The sequence below is a fragment of the Candidatus Pelagadaptatus aseana genome (assembly GCF_040362265.1).
GTDB lineage: Bacteria > Pseudomonadota > Gammaproteobacteria > Pseudomonadales > Cellvibrionaceae > Pelagadaptatus > Pelagadaptatus aseana.
Window position 1 is genome coordinate 122,567 of sequence record NZ_BAABNJ010000006.1, and the last position, 18,656, is coordinate 141,222.

Genomic DNA, 18,656 nt, shown 5'->3' on the forward strand with positions numbered 1-18,656 from the left:
TCTCTATGCAGAAATTATCCGCTGGACTGCCCCGCAGGGCAGTGTACAAACGGTGGGTGAATGTGTGGTTTACGATTGTGAACGGATTCGCAGGGGTAACAGACTGGCGCACAAGATAAAGGCTGCCCCGAGTAGAATCCCGGCCCAGTGCGAATTCAGCAGCGAAGCCAGAGTGATTTTCCCTCCCCAGATGGCGTCAAACAGGCCAAGAGCGGCCAGTGATTCATAATCCATGGTGAAGGCCGCGGCACCTACCAATCCGCCAACCACATAAACCAGCGCGTCGATTCGGCCGGCTCCCAGATTGGCAACGCCGGTACCGGGGCACATGCCTGACAGAGCCCAGCCAATGCCCAGCAGGATACCGCCGGGAACCACGCCGAGGAACATGGATTTGGTGCTCAGATGAGTGGGGTCGATCAGCCCACATGACAGGCCGACAAACAACAGCAGGGCTGCCAGACCAATGCCCGAGGCAATGGCTTTGGCCAGATACATGTCCTTGAGGGTGAGCATGCTGATGATTTTGTCGGCATCGGTGGCGCCAACCCGATAGAGCACATAGCCAAACAGGGTGCCCAGAATAATAGCGAAAACAAGGCTCATGATTTTTTTGCTCCTCTGTCATATAACCAGATTGCCGTAGGCACTGCCGCAGCAAAAGCCGAGGCGGCGAACACAAAACCACTGACAGAGGTTTGCATCATGCCACTCATCATATGACCGCTGGTACAGCCCCCGGCCATACGCGCGCCATAGACACAGAGAAAGCCGCCGACAAAACTCAGCAAGTAGCGTTTCAGAGTGTCGTTGCCAAAGCGTTGCCTGTGCACGAGGGGCAGGCGTGGTGGGTCGGCATCTTGTCTGCGCAGCTGACGTGAGGCGATAAATCCGCCCACTATCATGCTCGCAACAAACATCAGGCCGTAGTTCAATGGGTTGGCGATAGCGGCGGCGTACTTGCCTCCGGATTTGTTCAGATAGGCATTGTCGCTGCCATAACCGCTTGGGCTCTCACTCGAGGGATATACCAGCGAGTCATTAAACAGCGACGCTATGATGCCATCGACGATTACAAATTGGGTGGATACCCCGATGGGTTTGACCAGTACGATGGCGAGCACAAAGGTGAGCCCCAGTGCCAATCCGCTTTTCTTCCAGTTCCACTGCATGGGAACAACCTCCAATAACAATGACGTTGGCTCGATTGTGCCGTATGTGCAATGCCAGGGCTGTGTTGTACCGGTTGCTGAATGTGCTTTGGTTATTCAGGGGTCAGAGCGAATCTGATGATATTCATCGGCCAGGATGGCCCAGATCAGTTTGATCAGAGCCAGTGGTAGCAGCAGGGCCAGTACCGCTGCCAGAAGACTTTTTTGCAGTAGCAGATTCATCACCATTATCCTCCATGGATTGTTCCGAGGTGCCATTCAATTATTGGCGATGTGGTGGCGACTGGCCGTGTCCTGTCGAGCTCTGTTTGTGTGATTGAACGGCACAATGTGACCTGAGATGTGGTCAAAAAAAAGGCCCTTGTGGCTCGCGCCAAAAGGGCCTTTTAAACAGAACCGCCCGGCGGCTCAGTGGTGATACGGTCAGCCGTTGATCAGCAGGTGTACATAGATGCTGGCACCGTAACCCAGAGCAATCACCGGGGTCCATTTCAGGTGACTGAAGAAGGTGTAATGGCCACGGGCCTGACCCATCAGGGCCACACCGGCCGCCGAACCAATGGACAACATGCTACCGCCCACGCCTGCGGTCAGGGTGACCAGCAGCCATTGCAGGTGCGACATCTCCGGCTCCATGGTCAGTACCGCAAACATCACCGGGATGTTATCGACAATGGCCGACAGTACGCCCACCAGAATGTTGGCTTTGGTTGGGCCCAATTCGCCGTACATGGCTTCCGATACCAGCTCGAGATAACCGATAAAGCCCAGACCGCCCACGGCCAGAATTACGCCATAGAAGAAAAACAGCGTGTCCCACTCGGCGTGAGCAACACGTTCAAAGATGTCGAACTCCTTGTGCTGGCGGCCAGCCGGGATACTCGACTGCAGGGATTTGCGACCCTGTTTGCGCAGCCAGAAACCGTAGAGTTTGATGTACGACAGACCCAGCATCATGCCGTAGACCGGAGGCAGGTGCAGGAAGTTGTGGAAGCTTACCGCGGTAATAATGGTGGCCAGAAACAGGCCGACAATGACCATGCCGCCTTGCTCAATTTCGGCAGCTTCGGTGCCGCTTGGCTCCGGTGAGCCTTTGGGCAGAGCAAAACTCATGATGAACGCCGGTACCAGGAAGTTGACCAGAGATGGAATGAACAGGGCAAAAAACTCGAAAAACTCGATAATGCCTTTCTGCCAAACCATCAGGGTGGTGATATCACCAAACGGGCTGAAGGCGCCACCTGCGTTGGCACTGATCACGATGTTGATACAGCCAATGGCAATAAATTCCGGCTTGCCTTTACCTACGGTCATGACCACTGCGCCCATGATCAGAGCGGTTGTCAGGTTGTCGGCGATGGGGGAGATAAAGAACGCCAGAATGCCTGTGAGCCAGAACAGGGCGCGGTAGCTGAAGCCCTTTTTAATTAACCAGTCGCGCAACGCATCAAATACACCGCGTTCGAGCATGGCGTCGATGTAGGTCATCGCCACCAGCAGGAAGAAAAACAGCTCGGCGTATTCCAGAAAGTTATGGCGGATCGCATGCTCAATCAGCGCGGGATCTTCGCCACGGTAAGCAAAAGCAATCAGAATCCAGATCAAACCGGCGGCCAGCAGTACCGGCTTGGATTTGCGCATGTGGATTTGCTCTTCGAAGATCACCATAGTGTAGGAGATTGCGAAGATCGCCAGACAGGCAAAGCCGACCCAGCTGTTGGTTAAATCGAGAGCGTCACCGCTGGCCAGAGCAAGTGCGGGCAGCAGCAAGGTAAACATCAAAGTCAGAAATTTGATCATGGGGGCCTCTTGAACATAGCGCCATAATTGGCGCGCGTATTTTAGAGGCCTTTGTTTGGTCTGGCTATCCACACCATGTACGACTTTGATCTAAGGCAAACTCAGGTCTCTAGTTTGATTAGATTAGTCGCAGAAATCAGAAATGGTTCCCCTGAAGGCGATTTTTAAGTGAATTTATTGATTAATCAGGTCATTTAGGGCCGGTTCCAGCTCCCGGTAGCGGAATTCAAACCCACTGTTTTCCAGTTTGTTTGGTATGACGTTTTGACTGTCCAGCAGCAGGCAAGCCGATTCTCCCAGTGCCATTCGCATTATTAATGGCGGCATGGGGAGAAACGCCGGACGTTTCAGTACACGTGCCAAAGTCTGGCTGAACTGGCGATTGGGCTGGGGTGTGGGTGCGGTGAGATTGACCGGCCCGGACAGATCAGGCTGCTCAAGCAGATAGGCCATGGCTCGGATATGATCCTGCAGGTGTATCCATGACATATATTGCCTGCCTTGCCCGATCGGGCCGCCTAGCCCAAGTTTGAATGGCAGCAGCATCTTGGCCAGTGCACCCCCTTGCTTCGCCAGAACAATGCCGGTGCGCAATAACACCACTCGGGTAACACCATTGGCGTTCAGGGCAATGGATTCCCAGTTGGAGCAAACCTCGGTGGGGAAATCCGGTTGTCCCGTAGGGGAGTCTTCCAGTAATTCCGTGTCACCCTGATGGCCATAAACACCAATCGCTGAACCACTGAGAAAAACTTTCGGTGGCTGGTCACTGTGATTGAAAAGGTCCACCAGATGTTTGGTGATATGCCAGCGACTGTTGCAAATAATGGCTTTCTGTTTGTCGCTCCAGCGCTTGTCGATGATGGGCTCGCCAGCGAGATTGATCACCGCATCAAAGCCATTGAGGTCGTGCAGATCTTCGAGGGATTCTATTAAATTAATATGTGAACCCAGAGAGCGCTGTGAGAGCTTGGGGGTGCGGGTTAATACGGTGAAGGTATGCTCCGGATACTGCCGGATAAAGGCTCTGCCAATCAGTCCGGTACCGCCGGTCATTAAGATGTTCATGGTCGCCCCAGATTCTGCGTATGGATAAATAATAATACGCAAAAACCGGGGGATTGGATGGGCGGGGATTCCCGCCCTGTGATGACTTCTGCTGATCAGGCTCGGTATTAGGCCTGCTCAGCGCTTTGCTGTTTCTTGATGCGGGCTTCCCAGAAGTCGGCGCCTTTGATACCCAGTTTTTCGGGATCGAAACAGAATTTATCAAGCCCCTGTGCCTGCTGCGCTTCATAGTCGCGCAGGGCTTTTACCGCTGGCTTGGCACAGATGTAGATAAAGATGATCGCCAGAATGTTCAGCCAGGCCATCAGACCCACACCGATATCGCCCATGGCCCAGGCCAGATTGGCGGCCTTGATGGCGCCATAAAAGGTGGCTGCAACCAGTGCTATTTTCAGAACAAACAGCGGGTTGGGTAAATGTACGTGGCGTTGCAGGTAAGTGAGATTGGTCTCGGCAATGTAGTAGTAAGCCAGGATGGTGGTGAACGCGAAGAAAAACAGTGAAATGGCAATCAACACGTTACCCAGATCCGGGAAGATGCTTTCCATCGCCGCCTGAGTAAAGGCCGGGCTGTTTGGAATCATGCTGGCACTCAGGTTGCTCACAATCATTTGCTCGTCGGCACCAATGACGTTGTAAGAACCGGTGATCAGAATCATCAGCGCAGTCGCGGTGCAAACAAACAGAGTGTCGACATAAACCGAGAAAGATTGCACCAGGCCCTGCTGGGCGGGGTGGTCTACTTCGGCGGCGGAAGCGGCGTGAGGGCCACTGCCCTGACCGGCTTCGTTGGAGTAAACACCACGCTTAACGCCCCAGCCAATAACCGCACCCAATCCAGCCATAGGGGTAAAGGCATCGCTGATGATCAGATTGAAAATGCCAGGCAGTTCGTGAATGTGCAGACCGATAACAATACAGGCGGTGATGATGTAACCGAGAGCCATAAAGGGCACGACCACCTGAGTCACATGGGCAATACGTTTGACGCCACCAAAGATGATGAAGCCCAGCAGCAGAGCAATCACAGTACCGGTAACGATTTTGGCAAAACTGATGTCGCCAAAGCCGGTTGATACCAGTTCACCCGGACCAATCGCCAGTTCCACCGCATTGGCCATGGCATTTGACTGGATGCCAGGCAGCATCAGACCAGTGGCAATCACCGTGGCAATGGCAAAAATCACAGCGTACCATTTTTGGCCGGTGGCTTTTTCAATATAAAAAGCCGGGCCACCACGGTACTGACCGTCGATTTCTTCTTTGTAAATCTGACCAAGGGTGGATTCAATGTAGGCGGTAGCGGCGCCAAAGAAGGCGACAACCCACATCCAGAAAACCGCACCTGGACCACCGAAACCAATGGCGGCAGCAACACCGGCGATATTGCCTGTGCCGACACGGCCGGACAGGGAAACGGTTAACGCCTGGAATGAAGAAATGCCCTTTTGGGATTCTTCGTTGTTCATCAGCAGACGCCACATTTCACGGAAATGTCGGACCTGCACAAAGCGTGTGGCAATGGAAAAAAATAAACCGGCACCAAGGCACAGATAAACCAGAGCCGGACTCCAGACTAATCCGTTTACCGCATCAACAAACTCTTGCATAACAACTCGCAAATTTTTAAATTCAGGGCACGAGTAGACCATTAAAAGTTCATATAGTTTAAAATTAGAATAACTTTTCTAAAAAAACTTTTTAAAAATTGATTTAAAAAGAACAGGTTAGTGTTTCAGGCAGGTGAGTGGTGTGGCGCCTGAAGCATCGGGTCGATGCAGGACGAAATCGTGACTTTGTCGAAGGGAGCGGGCAGAAAATTTTAATGACCTCGGCCGTTTTTCTGCCTTAATCAGGGCGCGTAAAAACTCGTCATTGTTCACGCGCTGCTGGACGCCATTGACAGTATCAATGGCGCCCGCAGGTAGACTCAGATAGCGCGGGACAAGGTGTTGTTCAACATCAGCAAAATACCGGTAGTTTCGCGATAGGGCAGTCCCCGATAGAACGAGTAAAAAATGCCCATGGTCATAACCGAAGTAAAGATGACGAATGTGTCTGCCAGCGACATGCCCAGTAAGGCGACGCCTGCTACGGTCAGAATGTAAGCGACCTGCACAAAGAAGGTGACGTCATGACCTTTGTCATCGGTGGTGGGAAGAAACTTACTGGCAAGCCATGCGATCGGGCCAGTAGCAATACAGAAAGACCAGATCAATGCCGGTGCAGTGGCGTTATACCCTGCCTGCTCGGTACAGAAAATCAGAACCGACAAGCACCAGATCATAAAAATACTGTTGGTATAGAGCGAGCTGAAAAATCCGAAAAAGTAACTGCCAAACCTGTGACCTTTTTCCAGCAGGGAAGAGGCCGGTGTCGTAAAAATTAATCCCGGTATCATCAGTACACCAATAACCAAAGGTGCGACCAGTAACGCGATGGCGCCATAACTGATTAGGTCCCACTCGCCCGCTATGGCCAGCCAAATGCCAGCGATGACTCCCATTAAGAGGGTGGTTGTTCCGGCTGGAATTTTTTTAAATGAAAATTCTTTTGCAAAAGATTTCATGATCTTTTACCTCTGAATATTTAGGTCGCAAAGAGACCGATTGAATTTCAGCGGCAAGGTTAGTGTGCTGGAAAGTAAGCTTTTTGATATGAATCAATGGGCCGGATCCTCAAGTCATGACTTGATTTCATGACGTGCATAATCAGAAATCATATAACCGAAAGCTGGCCGAAAAAGAACGGCTAAGTTGTCGCAAGGCTTATGACATTGATGTCAGTGATGACAAAAGTGCAAGAAATAATATTAAAGCGACAATCCAGAACGTCAGGCCCAATGAGCTTCTTTCTGTTCGGGCGACTTTTTGATGCTCCAGAAAACTTGCCAGTTCATGATCGTCAAGATGACTGCAGTGGGGGCAACCCTGTTTGCTTTTGGGATCGTAAAGTAAATTACAGCGTGGGCAGGGTGTGTTGTTTTTCTGGGATTTCAGTAATAGCAGTTTGGCAAAGAGTCCGCCGATGGGCATGTTTTCAATCCTTATAAGATCTGGGAAGAATACTCTTCCTGTTTTATGTGTCGGTACGCCATCGATAAGGCCGCAACTTCCAGTACGGTTGTCGCCATTGAAAAGATTAATGAAAAATATTCGCCAAGCAGAAAAAGCATGATCACATAATGCGGAATAAATAGAACCAGCGGGAAAATAATCAAGACAACTGCCAGTGGAAACTGATGTCTCTGGGTTAGCTTCCAGGAGAGTTTAAAGGATACCGCTTCATTGACCGCTATGCCGGGAAAAGCCAGTGAAAATCTACAGGCTAGCCAGAAGAATACCAAAACGCCGAGTGTCATGCCGACCGTTGGAATGAATGCCAAGGGAATCACAATTAGACACAGCAGCAAGATCAAGAAAAGCATATGAAAGGCAAACAACGTTTCCCTCTTGCTCCAGCGGTTTATTCCCCATTCCGGGACTGAGTCCGGCCCCAATAAAAGCATTCGATGTGTGGTGATTGCGACATTAACGTGGATCAGGATCGACAGAACACCGAAGATAAAGTTAGCAACTGGGTGAACATTGGCCCCGTAAGCCAGTTCAAATACTATGTAAACGATAAATGGAAAAAGGAGCGCTTTCAACAATGCGCTGCGATAGTAATAAACACTGTAGGCAGCGCCTGTGATTGCCTTGCCTGCATCCATGTCAGAACCTTCCCCTTTGTCACTATTTATTTCCTATACTGCAGGACTATCTCTGACAATGCTGGTTTTGACAAGATTTGACTGGGGAGAAAACCTCTCGGCAAATTGATGGGCGGAGGGTTTGTCTTTAATGACTGAATAAAAAAAGGCCCGCCATAGGCGAGCCTTTTGAATATGGTAGCTAGGGGCGGACTTGAACCGCCGACCCCAGCATTATGAGTGCTGTGCTCTAACCAGCTGAGCTACCTAGCCACTACCATCCCCTGTTGGGAGGGCGCGTATTTTCGCTATAGTCCCATTTAAAGTCAACCCTTAAAACAACGACTTAGCGTACTTTTTCAGGCTTTTTTCCGGGCGCTGTGTTTTTTCAAATTGTGAGCCAGAATGGGTGGCCCCAACAGTTCGAAAATGACGGTGGCGCCCAGTGCGGTTGGCAGCAGGATGTCGGTCAGCTCGGGGTAGAGTTGTGAGGCAATCAGTGCGGTACCAATGGCGATGCCGGCCTGTGGCAGCAGCGACATGCCCAGCTCAACACCTTCTCCGGCGCTTTTGTCGATGCGCTTCATGGCGATGGCACCGCCCAGTGCCCGGCCGCCGATGCGGGTGCCGATGTAGAGCAGACCAATCGCTCCCAGATTCTGCAGTTGTGGCAGTGACAGGGAGGCGCCGGCGAGAATAAAGAACAGCAGCATAAAGGGCCATTCGATGTGGTCGATGGCGTGGAAGGGGCGTTTGTGATGGCGGGCGGTGTTGGCCACGGTAATGCCCATGGTGATGCAGGCCAGCAGATAAGATACATCCAGCCACAGTGCCATGCCGGCGCACAACAATACCGCCCCCAGAGCTTCCACCAACATGGGTTCGCCACCGGGGGTGCGCCCGGTGATGTAGCCGATGGGCAGGCCCAGAGCCAGTCCCAGGCCAACCCCCCCCGAGTAATTCATACAATACATGCCAGCTGCCATCGGTGCCGTTGCCGGGTAGCAATTCGCCGGCCAGAATCAGTGACAGACCAAAGATCATCAGACCCCAGATGTCGTCCAGTGCCACAATCCCTAATAATTGTTTGTTGTAATTGCTGCTGCCTCTTTGTTCGTTGATGACATCGTGTACGGCGGCGGGGTCGGTGGCGGTGGCAATGGCGCCCAGCAGGAAGCCCAGTGCCCATTGGTCCAGCAGCAGACCCATGCTCAATGCCACGGTCAGCCAGGTGATCAGGGTAATGATGATGGAGTGATTGAGTACCACCTTGCCCTGCTTGCTGATAAAGCGTCGGGTGAGTTTGCCACCCAGCAGAAAGCCCACCATGGCCAGTGCCACGGTGCTGATCCACTGGAACTCGGCGGTGGCCACTTCGCTGACCAGATCCAGACCGGAAGGGCCGATGGCAATGCCCAGCAGGATCAACAGGGTAACCCGGGGCAGGTTGAGTTTATGGGCCAGCCACTGGGCGCTCAGTCCGAGCAACAGCATGGAGCCCAGCGAGGCGAGGTGTATGGCAATGGTGTCGGTGTGCATGGAGGTCGGTTTTATTATTTTGGTTAAGTGTAGTTGTTTCCGGTGGCAGAACGGAATCTCCGGGGCAGTCTTTTTTTACAGTTGATTGTGACCACTTCCGACCTTGTGGTCATTGTGGTTTGAGGAGACCATGGTGGGCTCCTATTCTGTTAATAATAAAAACCTGCAGGTTGTCGGTTATGTCCATCGTAATTTATGCCATTCCCCTTTATCTGATCTTGATCTTTATCGAGTTTATGGTGGATCGGGCCCGCCACACTGGCTATTACCGTATCAATGATGCCTTTGGCAGTCTGTCGCTGGGGATTATGAGTCGCTCATCCAAATTGGTGCTGATTGGTGCCGGTACGGTGTTTATTGACAAACTGTTGCCTGAGGCGCGTTTGTGGCAGCTGTCGGCAGACAGTGTCTGGGTGTGGCTGTTTACGTTTGTCGCTTACGATTTTACCTACTACTGGTTGCACCGCATCAGTCACAGCATCAATTTTTTCTGGGCCGGTCACGTGGTGCATCACTCCAGCGAAGAGTACAACCTGACCACGGCGCTGCGGCAGACCAGCTCCGATGTGGGGGTCTGGCTGTTCAGCGTGCCCCTGTTGTTGACCGGTGTGCCGGTTGAAGTATATCTGACCTGTGTTGGTTTGAATCTGATTTATCAGTTCTGGGTGCATACAAGGCTGATCGACAAACTCTGGCCCTGGTATGAAGCGGTGATGGTCACACCTTCCCATCACCGGGTGCACCATGCGCAAAATGCCGTATACATCGATCGCAATCACGGTGGCGTGTTTATTTTGTGGGATAAGTGGTTTGGTACGTTTCAGGCGGAGCTTGCCGACGAAGACATTATTTACGGGGTGCGGCGGCCTTTGCATTCCTTTAATCCGCTGTGGGCCAACGTTCAGGTGTGGTGGAGTCTGATGCAGGACGCATGGCACACCCGCCGCTGGCGCGACAAACTGCGGTTGTGGTGGATGCCAACCGGCTGGCGTCCGGCGGATGTGGAGGTGCGTTACCCGCTGCTGAAAAGCGATTTAAGCGCATTCACAAAGTACGATCCCGATGTTGACCGTCCGGTGCAGATCTATGGCATGGCCCAGTTGACCATGAACATCGGGCTGCTGGTCTATTTCCTGTTTTACTTTGCCGGCCTTGATAGTGCGCTGCTGTTGTCGGGTTTTGCCCTGATCAGCCTGCCACTGATTACCACAGGTTGGCTGTTTGAAGGGCGTAGTCATTGGTGGGAGGGCGCGCGATTGTTGCTCAGTTGGGTGTTGCTGGTAATGGCGAGCGCGCTGATTCCGCAAACGGCGGTCTGGGTGTTTGGCGGTTACCTTATCCTGTCCAGCCTGTTCTATACCGGTCTGTTTTTGCTTGGCACCACCGGAGTTACCCGCGCATCTGCGGGGTGAGTTGCGGTTGTCCGTTGTAGTCCGTGGTGGCGGCCACGTCTGTGTCTGATCTGGCGATCAATGTGATCTCCCGCCAGCCTCAAAGTAGTCTTTAATATAAGGCATGTGGGCGAAAGCCGTTCCCGGGGATTTGACACATGGTTATTTCAATCGGTCCGTGAAATTATCCGTACAAATTCCTGTGAACAACACAATGAGGAGGTGCGGCGTGAGCGGATCAAAGTTGATTGAAAAAAGCGAAATGGGAAAACACTCGGCCCGGGTCAAGCCGGGTATGGCGCTGATTATTGGCCTGGTGGGCATGGTTATTGGTGGCCTGATCACATTTAATCAGGTGGCCAGTCATAAGCCGGCACAAATGCAGACGGTGGGTGAAACCGCCGTGATTGCCTTGCCTGACGTTGGGCTCAGCTATCTGTCGAGAATTGATACTGGTGCCCGGGTGACCTCATTGCATGTAGTTGACTATGAAATCAGCGGTGAACCCCTACAGGAAGGCGAGCGAAAATCGGAGCATATCGGCCGCAATATTCGTTTTGTGACCGTCAATGAATACAACCAGTCGGCCTCCTATGAGACCAAGGTGCTGGATGTTTCCAGTGTCAGAAATGCTCAGGGCACGGAAGATCGCTATGTGGTGGAGCTGGCTCTGGAATGGCAGGGGGTCACCAAGAAAGTGAAGGTAAACCTTCGCGACCGCTCGGCAATGAGCTATAAACTTCTAATTGGCCGCAATTGGCTGGACGGTGATTTTGTAGTGGATGTATCGCAATCAGAGGGAGTGATTCAATGAGTACGACGGTAAGTGTCTGGGGTAAAAGATTGGCCATTAGTGGTCTGCTGTTGGTTTTGACAGCTTGCGGGACTTTTTCCGGTAAGCCTGATGAGCCGGCAGAGGTCGCTGAAACGCCTGAGATTCAGGAGCCGTCGGAACTGTGTGCACCTGCGATAGAGCCGGTTGAGCCGGTGGCACCGAAAATGGTGATCATTCAGACCCAGTGCCCGCCGGTGGATGGTCGCAATGTGATTGGTGAGGTGGAGTGGGTCAGTGTGATGCCCGAAGGATTGCGACAGAAGGCCCGCATCGATACCGGCGCTCAGACTACCTCGATTGGCGTGATTGCCACCCAGCGATTTGAACGTGACGGCAAGCCCTGGGTTTCTTTTGCGGTAAAAGACCGCGAGACCGGCAAGATGATTGAAATGAAGCGGCCTCTGGTGCGCATTGCCAAAATCAAGCGCCATAACGCCGAGCCACTGGAGCGGTTGGTGGTCAGCCTGGATCTCACCATGGGCGATATTGCTCAGACTGCCGAAGTGACTCTGGCAGACCGTGAGCAGTTTGAATTTCCCGTGCTGATCGGGCGCAACTTCCTCGATGGCGCTGCCGTGGTGGACGTCAGTAAAAAGTTTTTGAAACTCAAAGCGCCAGTCGTATCCGGTTCGGCTCAGTAATTCAAATTCAAGGAGAGAAACGTTGAATTCACGTAAACAAATAACCTATCTGGTGTTGCTGCTGGTTGGTCTTGGTGTCAGTGCCGTGGTCTACAAGCACAAGGTGCTGGGTTTTCCGCTGCTGGCAAACCAGACCGAAACCGTTTGGGATCTGGAGGCCAAATTACAGTTTGAAGCCGATGGCGGCCCGGTGTCGGTCAAGGTCAATTTACCCGACCCTAATCCGGCGCGAAAAATTTCGTTTTCCAAGAATGTGTCCCCCGGCTTTGACTACAAAGAAATAGAAGAGGACGGTGCCCGCTACGGTTTCTGGAGCAGTGAGGATGCCGAGGGGCCGCAAACCCTGTATCTGCGCGTGCAAACCTATTTTGTAGATGAGCCGCAGATCACCGGTGATGTGCCGACCTTGGAACAGCCGGATTTTGTGGGCGTTCAGGCTGAAGCGGCCAATCGCTATGTGGAAAACCTGCAGCAGCAAACCCTGGATTTGGATGGCCAGGTTAAACAGGTACTGGCAGACATCAACAGCCGGGCCAATGACAATATGGCGGTGCTGTTACAGGATCGTGGCGAACGCTCGGAGCAGATGGCACTGGCGGTTTCCTTGCTGGCTATGCAGGACATTCCAGCCCGCATGGGGCGCGGTATTTTTCTGGCGGACAAGAAGCGCAAACAGTCTGCGGTATTCTTTCTTGAAGTGTTTGATGATAAACAGTGGCTGCTGTTTGACCCGCGTGAGGAAGAGCAGATTTCCTGGCAGCAGGTGATCATTATGCAACACTCCACCGAGCCGTTGATCGAAGTTTACGGTGGTTCAGATTCGGAGTTCTCTTTTTCCAGTCTGAAACAGCAGCGTCCAACGTTTAAGGCCGCCGTGGATTCTGCGGCACAGGACAGCAGCCTGTTTGTCGACTTCTCCATCTACAGTCTGCCGTTGGCTGAACAGAACGATTTTAAATTGCTGCTGCTGATTCCTCTGGGGGCTCTGGTGGTTGTGGTATTGCGCAATCTGGTGGGAATCCGGACTTCCGGAACCTTTATGCCAATCCTGATTGCCATGGTGTTTTTGCAAACCAGCCTGCTGGCCGGTTTGGCGCTGTTTGTGATTGTAGTCGGCGTCGGGCTGATCATGCGCTCCTATATGAGCAATCTCAATTTGCTGTTGGTGCCCAGGATTGCCTCGGTGCTGGTGTTTGTCATTATTATCTATGCGGCCATTGGTGTGACCAGCCATAAACTGGGCATTGAGTGGGGCATGCAGGTGACGTTCTTCCCGATGATTATTCTGTCGTGGACTATCGAGCGGATGTCGATTCTGTGGGACGAAGAGGGCGGTAAAGAGGTAATGATTCAGTGTGGCGGCAGCCTGCTGACCGCGGTGCTGGCCTATCTGGTGATGAGTAATGAGGTGATTGCCGATACCGTATTCCTCTACCCTGAAATGCTGCTCATCCTGCTGGCCGTGATCATCGCCATTGGTAGCTACAGCGGTTACCGGCTGTCGGATTTGCGCCGCTTTGAGCCCATGCAGAAGCTGTAAGGGAGGTTAACAGAAACATTATGTTTGGATTAGCCAGCCCCAAAAAACTTCGCGAACTGGGCATCGTCGGTATGAATAAGCGCAACGTGAAGTACATTGCGCAGAATAATCCCCGTCATCTCTATCCGTTGGTGGATGACAAACTGAAAACCAAAGAGCTGTGTCGTCAGCACAATCTGGCCATGCCCAAATTGCTGGGGGTGTGTAAGGTCCAGAGCAATGTTAATGAACTCGAAGGGTTTCTCGCAGATATTCCGCAGTTTGTCATCAAACCGGCCAAAGGCAGTGGTGGCAAAGGCATTCTGGTGATTACCGGGCGCGATGGCGAAGATTTTCTCAAGCCCAGTGGGGCCAAGGTCACGCTATCGGAAGTCAAGCGCCACGTATCCAATACCCTCAGCGGTCTTTACAGTCTGGGTGGTAAACCGGATGTTGCTGTAATTGAAGATCTGGTGGTGTTTACCGACGACTTCGACGGTTTCAGTTTTGAAGGTGTACCCGATATTCGGGTGATTATCTACAAGGGTTATCCGGTGATGGCCATGACCCGACTGTCAACCCACGCCTCCGATGGCAAGGCCAATTTGCATCAGGGTGCCGTGGGGGTCGGGATCGATATTGCCACCGGTCACGCCTTGAATGCGGTGATGAATGCCCGGCCGATCGAGCAGCATCCCGATACCGGTAAGGCACTGAAAGAGTTGAAGGTGCCTCTTTGGCAAGAGTTGCTGACCTTATCGGTACAGGGCTTTGATACCACCGGCCTTGGCTATATGGGGGCTGATATTGTGCTGGACAAAAATCTGGGGCCGCTGTTGCTGGAGCTCAATGCCCGCCCGGGGTTGGCGATTCAGGTGGCCAATGGTCGGGGTCTGGAGCCGAGGCTGGCGCTGGCTGAAGAGCAGTCCAGGCTGCACCCGGATCGCAGTGCAGAAGAGCGAGTCAGGTATTCGATGGAGGTGATTGCACCCCTGTAAGCGGTATCCAGCTTACAGGGGTACTTACAGCAGGGGATAAAGGGCGCGCTTAGACGTTAAAGCGGAAGTGGATAACGTCGCCGTCAGCAACCACGTAGTCCTTGCCTTCCAGACGCCACTTGCCGGCATCCTTGGCGCCGGCTTCACCATTGTTCTCAACGTAGTCGTCGTAGCCAACCACTTCGGCGCGGATAAAACCTTTTTCAAAGTCGGTGTGGATTTTGCCGGCTGCCTGAGGTGCGGTGGCGCCCACAGGGATGGTCCAGGCGCGAACTTCTTTAACGCCGGCGGTGAAGTAGGTGTGCAGATTCAGCAATTCGTAGCCAGAGCGAATCACGCGATTCAGACCCGGCTCGTCCATACCCAGATCCGCCAGAAACTCGGTTTTCTCTTCATCATCCAGCTCGGCGATTTCCGCTTCCAACTTGTTGCAGATGGGCACTACCACGGCGTTTTCATTGGCAGCAATTGCGCGCACGGTGTCGAGATGCTCGTTGTCTTCAAAGCCGTCTTCATCGACGTTGGCGATGTACATGGTGGGCTTCAGCGTCAGCAGTGACAGCTCTTTCAAGGCTTTCAGTTCGTCGTCATTCAGCTCAAAGCTGCGCAGTGGCTGGGCTTCGTTCAGATGCGGCAGAATTTTTTCCATCAGGGCTTTCATCTTGATGGCGTGCTTGTCCTGTCCCTTGGCGGCTTTGGTAAAACGCTGCAGGGCTTTTTCACAGGTCTCCAGATCGGCCAGTGCCAATTCGGTATTGATCACATCGATGTCCGCGGCAGGGTTGATCTTGCCCTCTACGTGCACCACATTGGCGTCATCAAAGCAGCGCACCACGTGGGCAATGGCATCGGTTTCACGAATGTTGGCCAAAAACTTATTGCCCAGACCTTCACCCTTGGAGGCACCGGCTACCAGACCGGCGATGTCGACAAATTCCATAGTGGTGGCAATGGTTTTTTCCGGTTTGACGATTTCAGCCAGCTTATCCTGACGGGGATCGGGCACGGGTACCACACCGGCGTTGGGCTCAATGGTACAGAAAGGGAAGTTCTCGGCACCGATGCCCGCTTGGGTCAGTGCGTTAAACAGGGTGGATTTGCCTACGTTTGGCAGGCCGACGATGCCGCAGTTAAAGCCCATGGTGATTCTCGTATTGGATTTTCAAAGGAGGCGATTTTACAGGGAAAGGGGCGTGAGCAAAACAGTAAAAAAGGGCCTGAGTACAAAGTGACTTAGGCCCTTCTTAATTGTTACCCCGAACAAATGTGAGGGATCTTATGGAGATCCTTCGCTAATGCTCAGGATGACACTATTGGCGTTAGAAGTTATAGCGCGCATCCATACCCCAGGTCAGTGGTTCGGAAATGGTGGTCAGACCAATACCGAACTCACCGGCCGCATAACCACCGGGGACGCCGGTGTACTGGTTGTCCAGCAGGTTTTTACCCCACAGGGCCAGTTCGTACTTGTCATCATCGCTGTACCAGGCAATCCGGGCGTTGAGAATTTCCTTGTCATCACCAAAGTTCTCAATGCCGCTTTCCATGCCGACCTGATAGTTGTCTTCGTTTTGCAGGTCCTGCTCGTTGAAGATGTAATCCATGTGCACATGCAGCGAGCCCACCGGGATTTCCGGGGTCCAGTCCAGAGTCAGGGTGTAGGCATCCAGCGTTTCCCCTTTTTCTGTGGTGCCGCCCTGGGGATTGCCCTGAGCGTCGAAGTAGGATTCGGACGTGCTCTCACTGTCGCGCTGGGTGGTGATCAAGCCCAACATCAGGTTATCGGTTGGCAGCCAGTTAAGGCTCAGTTCCCAGCCGTCGAATGCATCGTCACTGCTGACAATCTGTGGCACACCGGCGATACCGGGGTAGGTTGGGTCGTAAGAGGTGACCGAGCGCTGCTTGCCTTCCACTTCCATGTCGAAATAGCTCAACTGCATGCGTAACTTGCCGTCGAGCAGGTCACCCTTGATGCCGATTTCGATGTTCTCCACTTCCTCCGGATCGATGGAGTCGGTGGCGGTATCCAGATCCAGACTGTCAAAGCCGCCGGATTTGTAACCGGTGGAGTAGCTGAGGAACGTCATTAATTCATCGGTCAGCTGGTATTGGGCGACGGCGCGACCGGTGGTTTTGCTCCATTTGTCGGAAGCGCTGACTTTGGTGTCGGTGACCACGGTGCTGCCCTGACTCAGAGGCGACAGGATGTTGGTGGCGTTTGGTACCACGGTGCCTACGGCGCCGGCACCGAGAATGGCTTCACGCTCGGCATTCAGAATGGTGGCCTGAGGTGCCAGAGGGCTGAACCAACTAAAGTCTTTTTCATCTTCGCTATAGCGCAGGCCAAAGATCAGATTGAGGCGATCGGTGATGGTAAAGTCGATGTCGCCGTAGATGCCCCAACTGGTGAAGTCGGCGGTATTATCCACTTGCTCATTCCAGAAGCCGCCTGCGGCGGAAGGGTGTGCCCAGGTGGCAGCCAGAACACTTTCATAGGGTGCGAGGCCTGCTCCCAGACCACCCGCGGCACCGATGATCTGTGCCAAAGCCGCCTGGTAATCCGCCGGGCTGCCGTCGGCGGGGCCCGCGTAAGCGGTGCCCGCTATCAGGGCGCCAACAAAATCGTTCCAGTCTGAGGTCGACCAAATACTATCGAGTTGGCCGTCACCGGGGATCAGTGCATTTAGGCCAGAATCGATCAGGAAACCATTGGCAACCTGTGTGGCCAGTGCGGCAGCGGTCTCGGTGGTTGTGACAATGGTAGTGGTTTGGGTTTTGTCTTCGGTGGAGTAATTCATACCCCCGACAAAACTGATCCCATCGCCTTCGTAGTTGAATTGCAGTTCGGTGTAGAAGATCTCATTGGATTCAATGTTGTCAGTGTGCAGGTAGGCCGAGGTAATGCCAGTGCCGTCCTGATCGTCCAGATTGGTGGTGTCCAGATCGCGGTAATTGGCCCACCAGCTCATCGCCCAGTTGTCATTGAGTTCGTGGTTGAGTTTGAATCCGACGGAGTACATGTCGCGGGTTTCTTCTGAGCCCACCACATCATTACTGGCATCGTCTGAAAACGGGTCAGCTACCCAGGTGTCGGTGGCGTAAACATAGCCGTTACTGGATTGCGCGCCATTGTCGGTCTTGTCGTAATCGGCGCTGACAGTCAGGTCTGTTACATCGGAAATGTTCCACAATACGGCCACCCGGGCAGTGATGTTGTCCTGGGTGTCGAGCTCTTCACCGACCGCTGAACCGTTGTCCAGATAACTGTCGCGCTGGTTGGTCAGCAAATTGACCCGCAGAGCGACATCCTCGGACAGCACTGTGTTGAACATACCTTCCCAGCGCATAAAGTCGTAGTTGCCGGCTTTCAGTTTGATAAAGCCTTCATCGCCTTCCAGACTTGGGCCATTGGGTACCATGTTAACGCTGCCGACTGCGGCATTTTTACCCGACAAGGTGCCCTGCGGACCTTTCAGGACTTCCACTCGCGCCATATCGGAAAAGGCAATGGTGGTTGCGGTGCTGGGGATGTAGACGCCGTCAAAGAAGGTGGCCACTGAAGGGTCGCCGCCGGAGCTGATATTGGAGCTGCTGACGCCACGAATCGATAGGGTGGACTGGGTGGCACCACCGCTGACCTCAAATCCCGGTACATAGTCATCCATGTCTTCCAGTACCAGAGCGCCGGTATTTTCCATATTCTGGGTGGAGAAGGTGTCTACGGCGATGGGCACATCCATCGAGTTCTGTTCACGCTTCTGGGCGGTTACCACCACTTCTTCCAGAGTCAGGCTGTGCCCGGATGATTGTGCCAGAGTCACCTGACTGGTTGCCATAGCGATGGCCATGGCCAGTGGCAGGCGTCCCAGAGTTTGGAGAAAGGGCGTCTTGCCCTGTCTTGGGTTGTTCATGGAGTCTTCCTCTCAATTATTGTTTTCAGGCCGACACGATGGGTTGTTGTTTTATTTTCGTGATGACCAGGAATAACCGGTTATTGTTGTA

At 53.0% G+C, this 18,656-nt stretch carries 16 protein-coding genes, 1 tRNA gene and 1 pseudogene; 5 read left to right on the forward strand and 13 right to left on the reverse strand.

All coding sequences use genetic code 11. From position 1 onward, the window contains the following. Positions 1-69: 69 nt before the first annotated feature. The 11 genes and pseudogenes from ACPXV9_RS10730 to ACPXV9_RS10780 all read right to left on the reverse strand — a co-directional run. Entirely contained in the window at positions 70-606 is a 537-nt protein-coding gene (locus ACPXV9_RS10730) for a DUF6691 family protein (RefSeq protein WP_423896772.1), read from the reverse strand. After that, positions 603-1,193, reverse strand: coding sequence for a YeeE/YedE thiosulfate transporter family protein (locus tag ACPXV9_RS10735; RefSeq protein WP_423896774.1), 591 nt, complete (start codon positions 1,191-1,193; stop codon positions 603-605). The genes ACPXV9_RS10730 and ACPXV9_RS10735 overlap by 4 nt, the downstream gene beginning before the upstream one ends. A 75-nt stretch (positions 1,194-1,268) precedes the next feature. Beyond that, a complete protein-coding gene (locus ACPXV9_RS10740; protein ID WP_423896776.1) occupies positions 1,269-1,394 on the reverse strand; it encodes a hypothetical protein in 126 nt (41 codons plus the stop codon). Positions 1,395-1,595: 201 nt separating this feature from the next. Next, entirely contained in the window at positions 1,596-2,972 is a 1,377-nt protein-coding gene (gene nhaD / locus ACPXV9_RS10745; RefSeq protein ID WP_423896778.1) for a sodium:proton antiporter NhaD, read from the reverse strand. A 174-nt stretch (positions 2,973-3,146) separates the two neighbouring features. Further along, complete coding sequence (locus ACPXV9_RS10750) at positions 3,147-4,040, reverse strand: TIGR01777 family oxidoreductase (RefSeq protein WP_423896781.1); 894 nt, start codon at positions 4,038-4,040, stop codon at positions 3,147-3,149. A gap of 107 nt (positions 4,041-4,147) precedes the next feature. Continuing rightward, positions 4,148-5,650, reverse strand: coding sequence for an alanine/glycine:cation symporter family protein (locus ACPXV9_RS10755; RefSeq protein WP_423896784.1), 1,503 nt, complete (start codon positions 5,648-5,650; stop codon positions 4,148-4,150). 320 nt (positions 5,651-5,970) lie between these two features. Beyond that, on the reverse strand, positions 5,971-6,609 hold the full coding sequence (locus ACPXV9_RS10760; RefSeq protein WP_423896787.1) for a hypothetical protein: 639 nt from the start codon (positions 6,607-6,609) through the stop codon (positions 5,971-5,973). 477 nt (positions 6,610-7,086) lie between these two features. After that, positions 7,087-7,752, reverse strand: a complete 666-nt coding sequence (locus tag ACPXV9_RS10765) for a hypothetical protein (protein WP_423896790.1) — start codon at positions 7,750-7,752, stop codon at positions 7,087-7,089. 175 nt (positions 7,753-7,927) lie between these two features. Next, positions 7,928-8,004: transfer RNA gene (locus ACPXV9_RS10770), tRNA-Met, on the reverse strand. A gap of 86 nt (positions 8,005-8,090) precedes the next feature. Continuing rightward, positions 8,091-8,696 (reverse strand): cation:proton antiporter, encoded by a 606-nt coding sequence (locus ACPXV9_RS10775; RefSeq protein WP_423896791.1) that lies wholly within the window; start codon positions 8,694-8,696, stop codon positions 8,091-8,093. Positions 8,697-8,805: 109 nt separating this feature from the next. Next, positions 8,806-9,270: pseudogene (locus ACPXV9_RS10780) on the reverse strand (cation:proton antiporter); the annotation flags it as partial. 179 nt (positions 9,271-9,449) lie between these two features. Here ACPXV9_RS10780 and ACPXV9_RS10785 point away from each other — a divergent pair. From ACPXV9_RS10785 to ACPXV9_RS10805, 5 genes are all read left to right on the forward strand, one after another. After that, positions 9,450-10,682 (forward strand): sterol desaturase family protein, encoded by a 1,233-nt coding sequence (locus ACPXV9_RS10785; RefSeq protein ID WP_423896793.1) that lies wholly within the window; start codon positions 9,450-9,452, stop codon positions 10,680-10,682. A 208-nt stretch (positions 10,683-10,890) separates the two neighbouring features. Beyond that, complete coding sequence (locus tag ACPXV9_RS10790; protein ID WP_423896795.1) at positions 10,891-11,475, forward strand: ATP-dependent zinc protease; 585 nt, start codon at positions 10,891-10,893, stop codon at positions 11,473-11,475. Beyond that, positions 11,472-12,137: an ATP-dependent zinc protease gene (locus ACPXV9_RS10795; RefSeq protein WP_423896797.1), complete on the forward strand. Its 666-nt coding sequence runs from the start codon at positions 11,472-11,474 to the stop codon at positions 12,135-12,137. Before ACPXV9_RS10790 ends, ACPXV9_RS10795 begins: the two co-directional genes overlap by 4 nt. A 22-nt stretch (positions 12,138-12,159) precedes the next feature. Beyond that, positions 12,160-13,677, forward strand: coding sequence for a UUP1 family membrane protein (locus ACPXV9_RS10800; protein ID WP_423896799.1), 1,518 nt, complete (start codon positions 12,160-12,162; stop codon positions 13,675-13,677). Positions 13,678-13,697: 20 nt separating this feature from the next. Beyond that, the gene (locus tag ACPXV9_RS10805; protein ID WP_423896802.1) at positions 13,698-14,654 is read left to right on the forward strand and encodes an alpha-L-glutamate ligase-like protein; all 957 of its coding nucleotides are present in this window, start codon (positions 13,698-13,700) and stop codon (positions 14,652-14,654) included. Positions 14,655-14,703: 49 nt separating this feature from the next. Here ACPXV9_RS10805 and ychF read toward each other — a convergent pair whose 3' ends face one another. Together ychF and ACPXV9_RS10815 are read right to left on the reverse strand one after the other, a co-directional pair. After that, entirely contained in the window at positions 14,704-15,795 is a 1,092-nt protein-coding gene (ychF, locus tag ACPXV9_RS10810; protein WP_423896805.1) for a redox-regulated ATPase YchF, read from the reverse strand. 178 nt (positions 15,796-15,973) lie between these two features. Further along, on the reverse strand, positions 15,974-18,565 hold the full coding sequence (locus ACPXV9_RS10815; protein WP_423896808.1) for a TonB-dependent receptor: 2,592 nt from the start codon (positions 18,563-18,565) through the stop codon (positions 15,974-15,976). Positions 18,566-18,656: the final 91 nt, after the last annotated feature.

What these genes read in the sequence shown, in the direction of transcription:
- ACPXV9_RS10755 (WP_423896784.1), bottom strand. Translation starts at nt 5,650, where the DNA reads ATGCAAGAGTTTGTTGATGCGGTAAACGGATTAGTCTGGAGTCCGGCT.
- ACPXV9_RS10740 (WP_423896776.1), bottom strand. Translation starts at nt 1,394, where the DNA reads ATGAATCTGCTACTGCAAAAAAGTCTTCTGGCAGCGGTACTGGCCCTG.
- ychF (WP_423896805.1), bottom strand. Translation starts at nt 15,795, where the DNA reads ATGGGCTTTAACTGCGGCATCGTCGGCCTGCCAAACGTAGGCAAATCC.
- ACPXV9_RS10775 (WP_423896791.1), bottom strand. Translation starts at nt 8,696, where the DNA reads ATGAATTACTCGGGGGGGGTTGGCCTGGGACTGGCTCTGGGCCTGCCC.
- nhaD (WP_423896778.1), bottom strand. Translation starts at nt 2,972, where the DNA reads ATGATCAAATTTCTGACTTTGATGTTTACCTTGCTGCTGCCCGCACTT.
- ACPXV9_RS10815 (WP_423896808.1), bottom strand. Translation starts at nt 18,565, where the DNA reads ATGAACAACCCAAGACAGGGCAAGACGCCCTTTCTCCAAACTCTGGGA.
- ACPXV9_RS10785 (WP_423896793.1), top strand. Translation starts at nt 9,450, where the DNA reads ATGTCCATCGTAATTTATGCCATTCCCCTTTATCTGATCTTGATCTTT.
- ACPXV9_RS10750 (WP_423896781.1), bottom strand. Translation starts at nt 4,040, where the DNA reads ATGAACATCTTAATGACCGGCGGTACCGGACTGATTGGCAGAGCCTTT.
- ACPXV9_RS10760 (WP_423896787.1), bottom strand. Translation starts at nt 6,609, where the DNA reads ATGAAATCTTTTGCAAAAGAATTTTCATTTAAAAAAATTCCAGCCGGA.
- ACPXV9_RS10795 (WP_423896797.1), top strand. Translation starts at nt 11,472, where the DNA reads ATGAGTACGACGGTAAGTGTCTGGGGTAAAAGATTGGCCATTAGTGGT.
- ACPXV9_RS10805 (WP_423896802.1), top strand. Translation starts at nt 13,698, where the DNA reads ATGTTTGGATTAGCCAGCCCCAAAAAACTTCGCGAACTGGGCATCGTC.
- ACPXV9_RS10765 (WP_423896790.1), bottom strand. Translation starts at nt 7,752, where the DNA reads ATGGATGCAGGCAAGGCAATCACAGGCGCTGCCTACAGTGTTTATTAC.
- ACPXV9_RS10730 (WP_423896772.1), bottom strand. Translation starts at nt 606, where the DNA reads ATGAGCCTTGTTTTCGCTATTATTCTGGGCACCCTGTTTGGCTATGTG.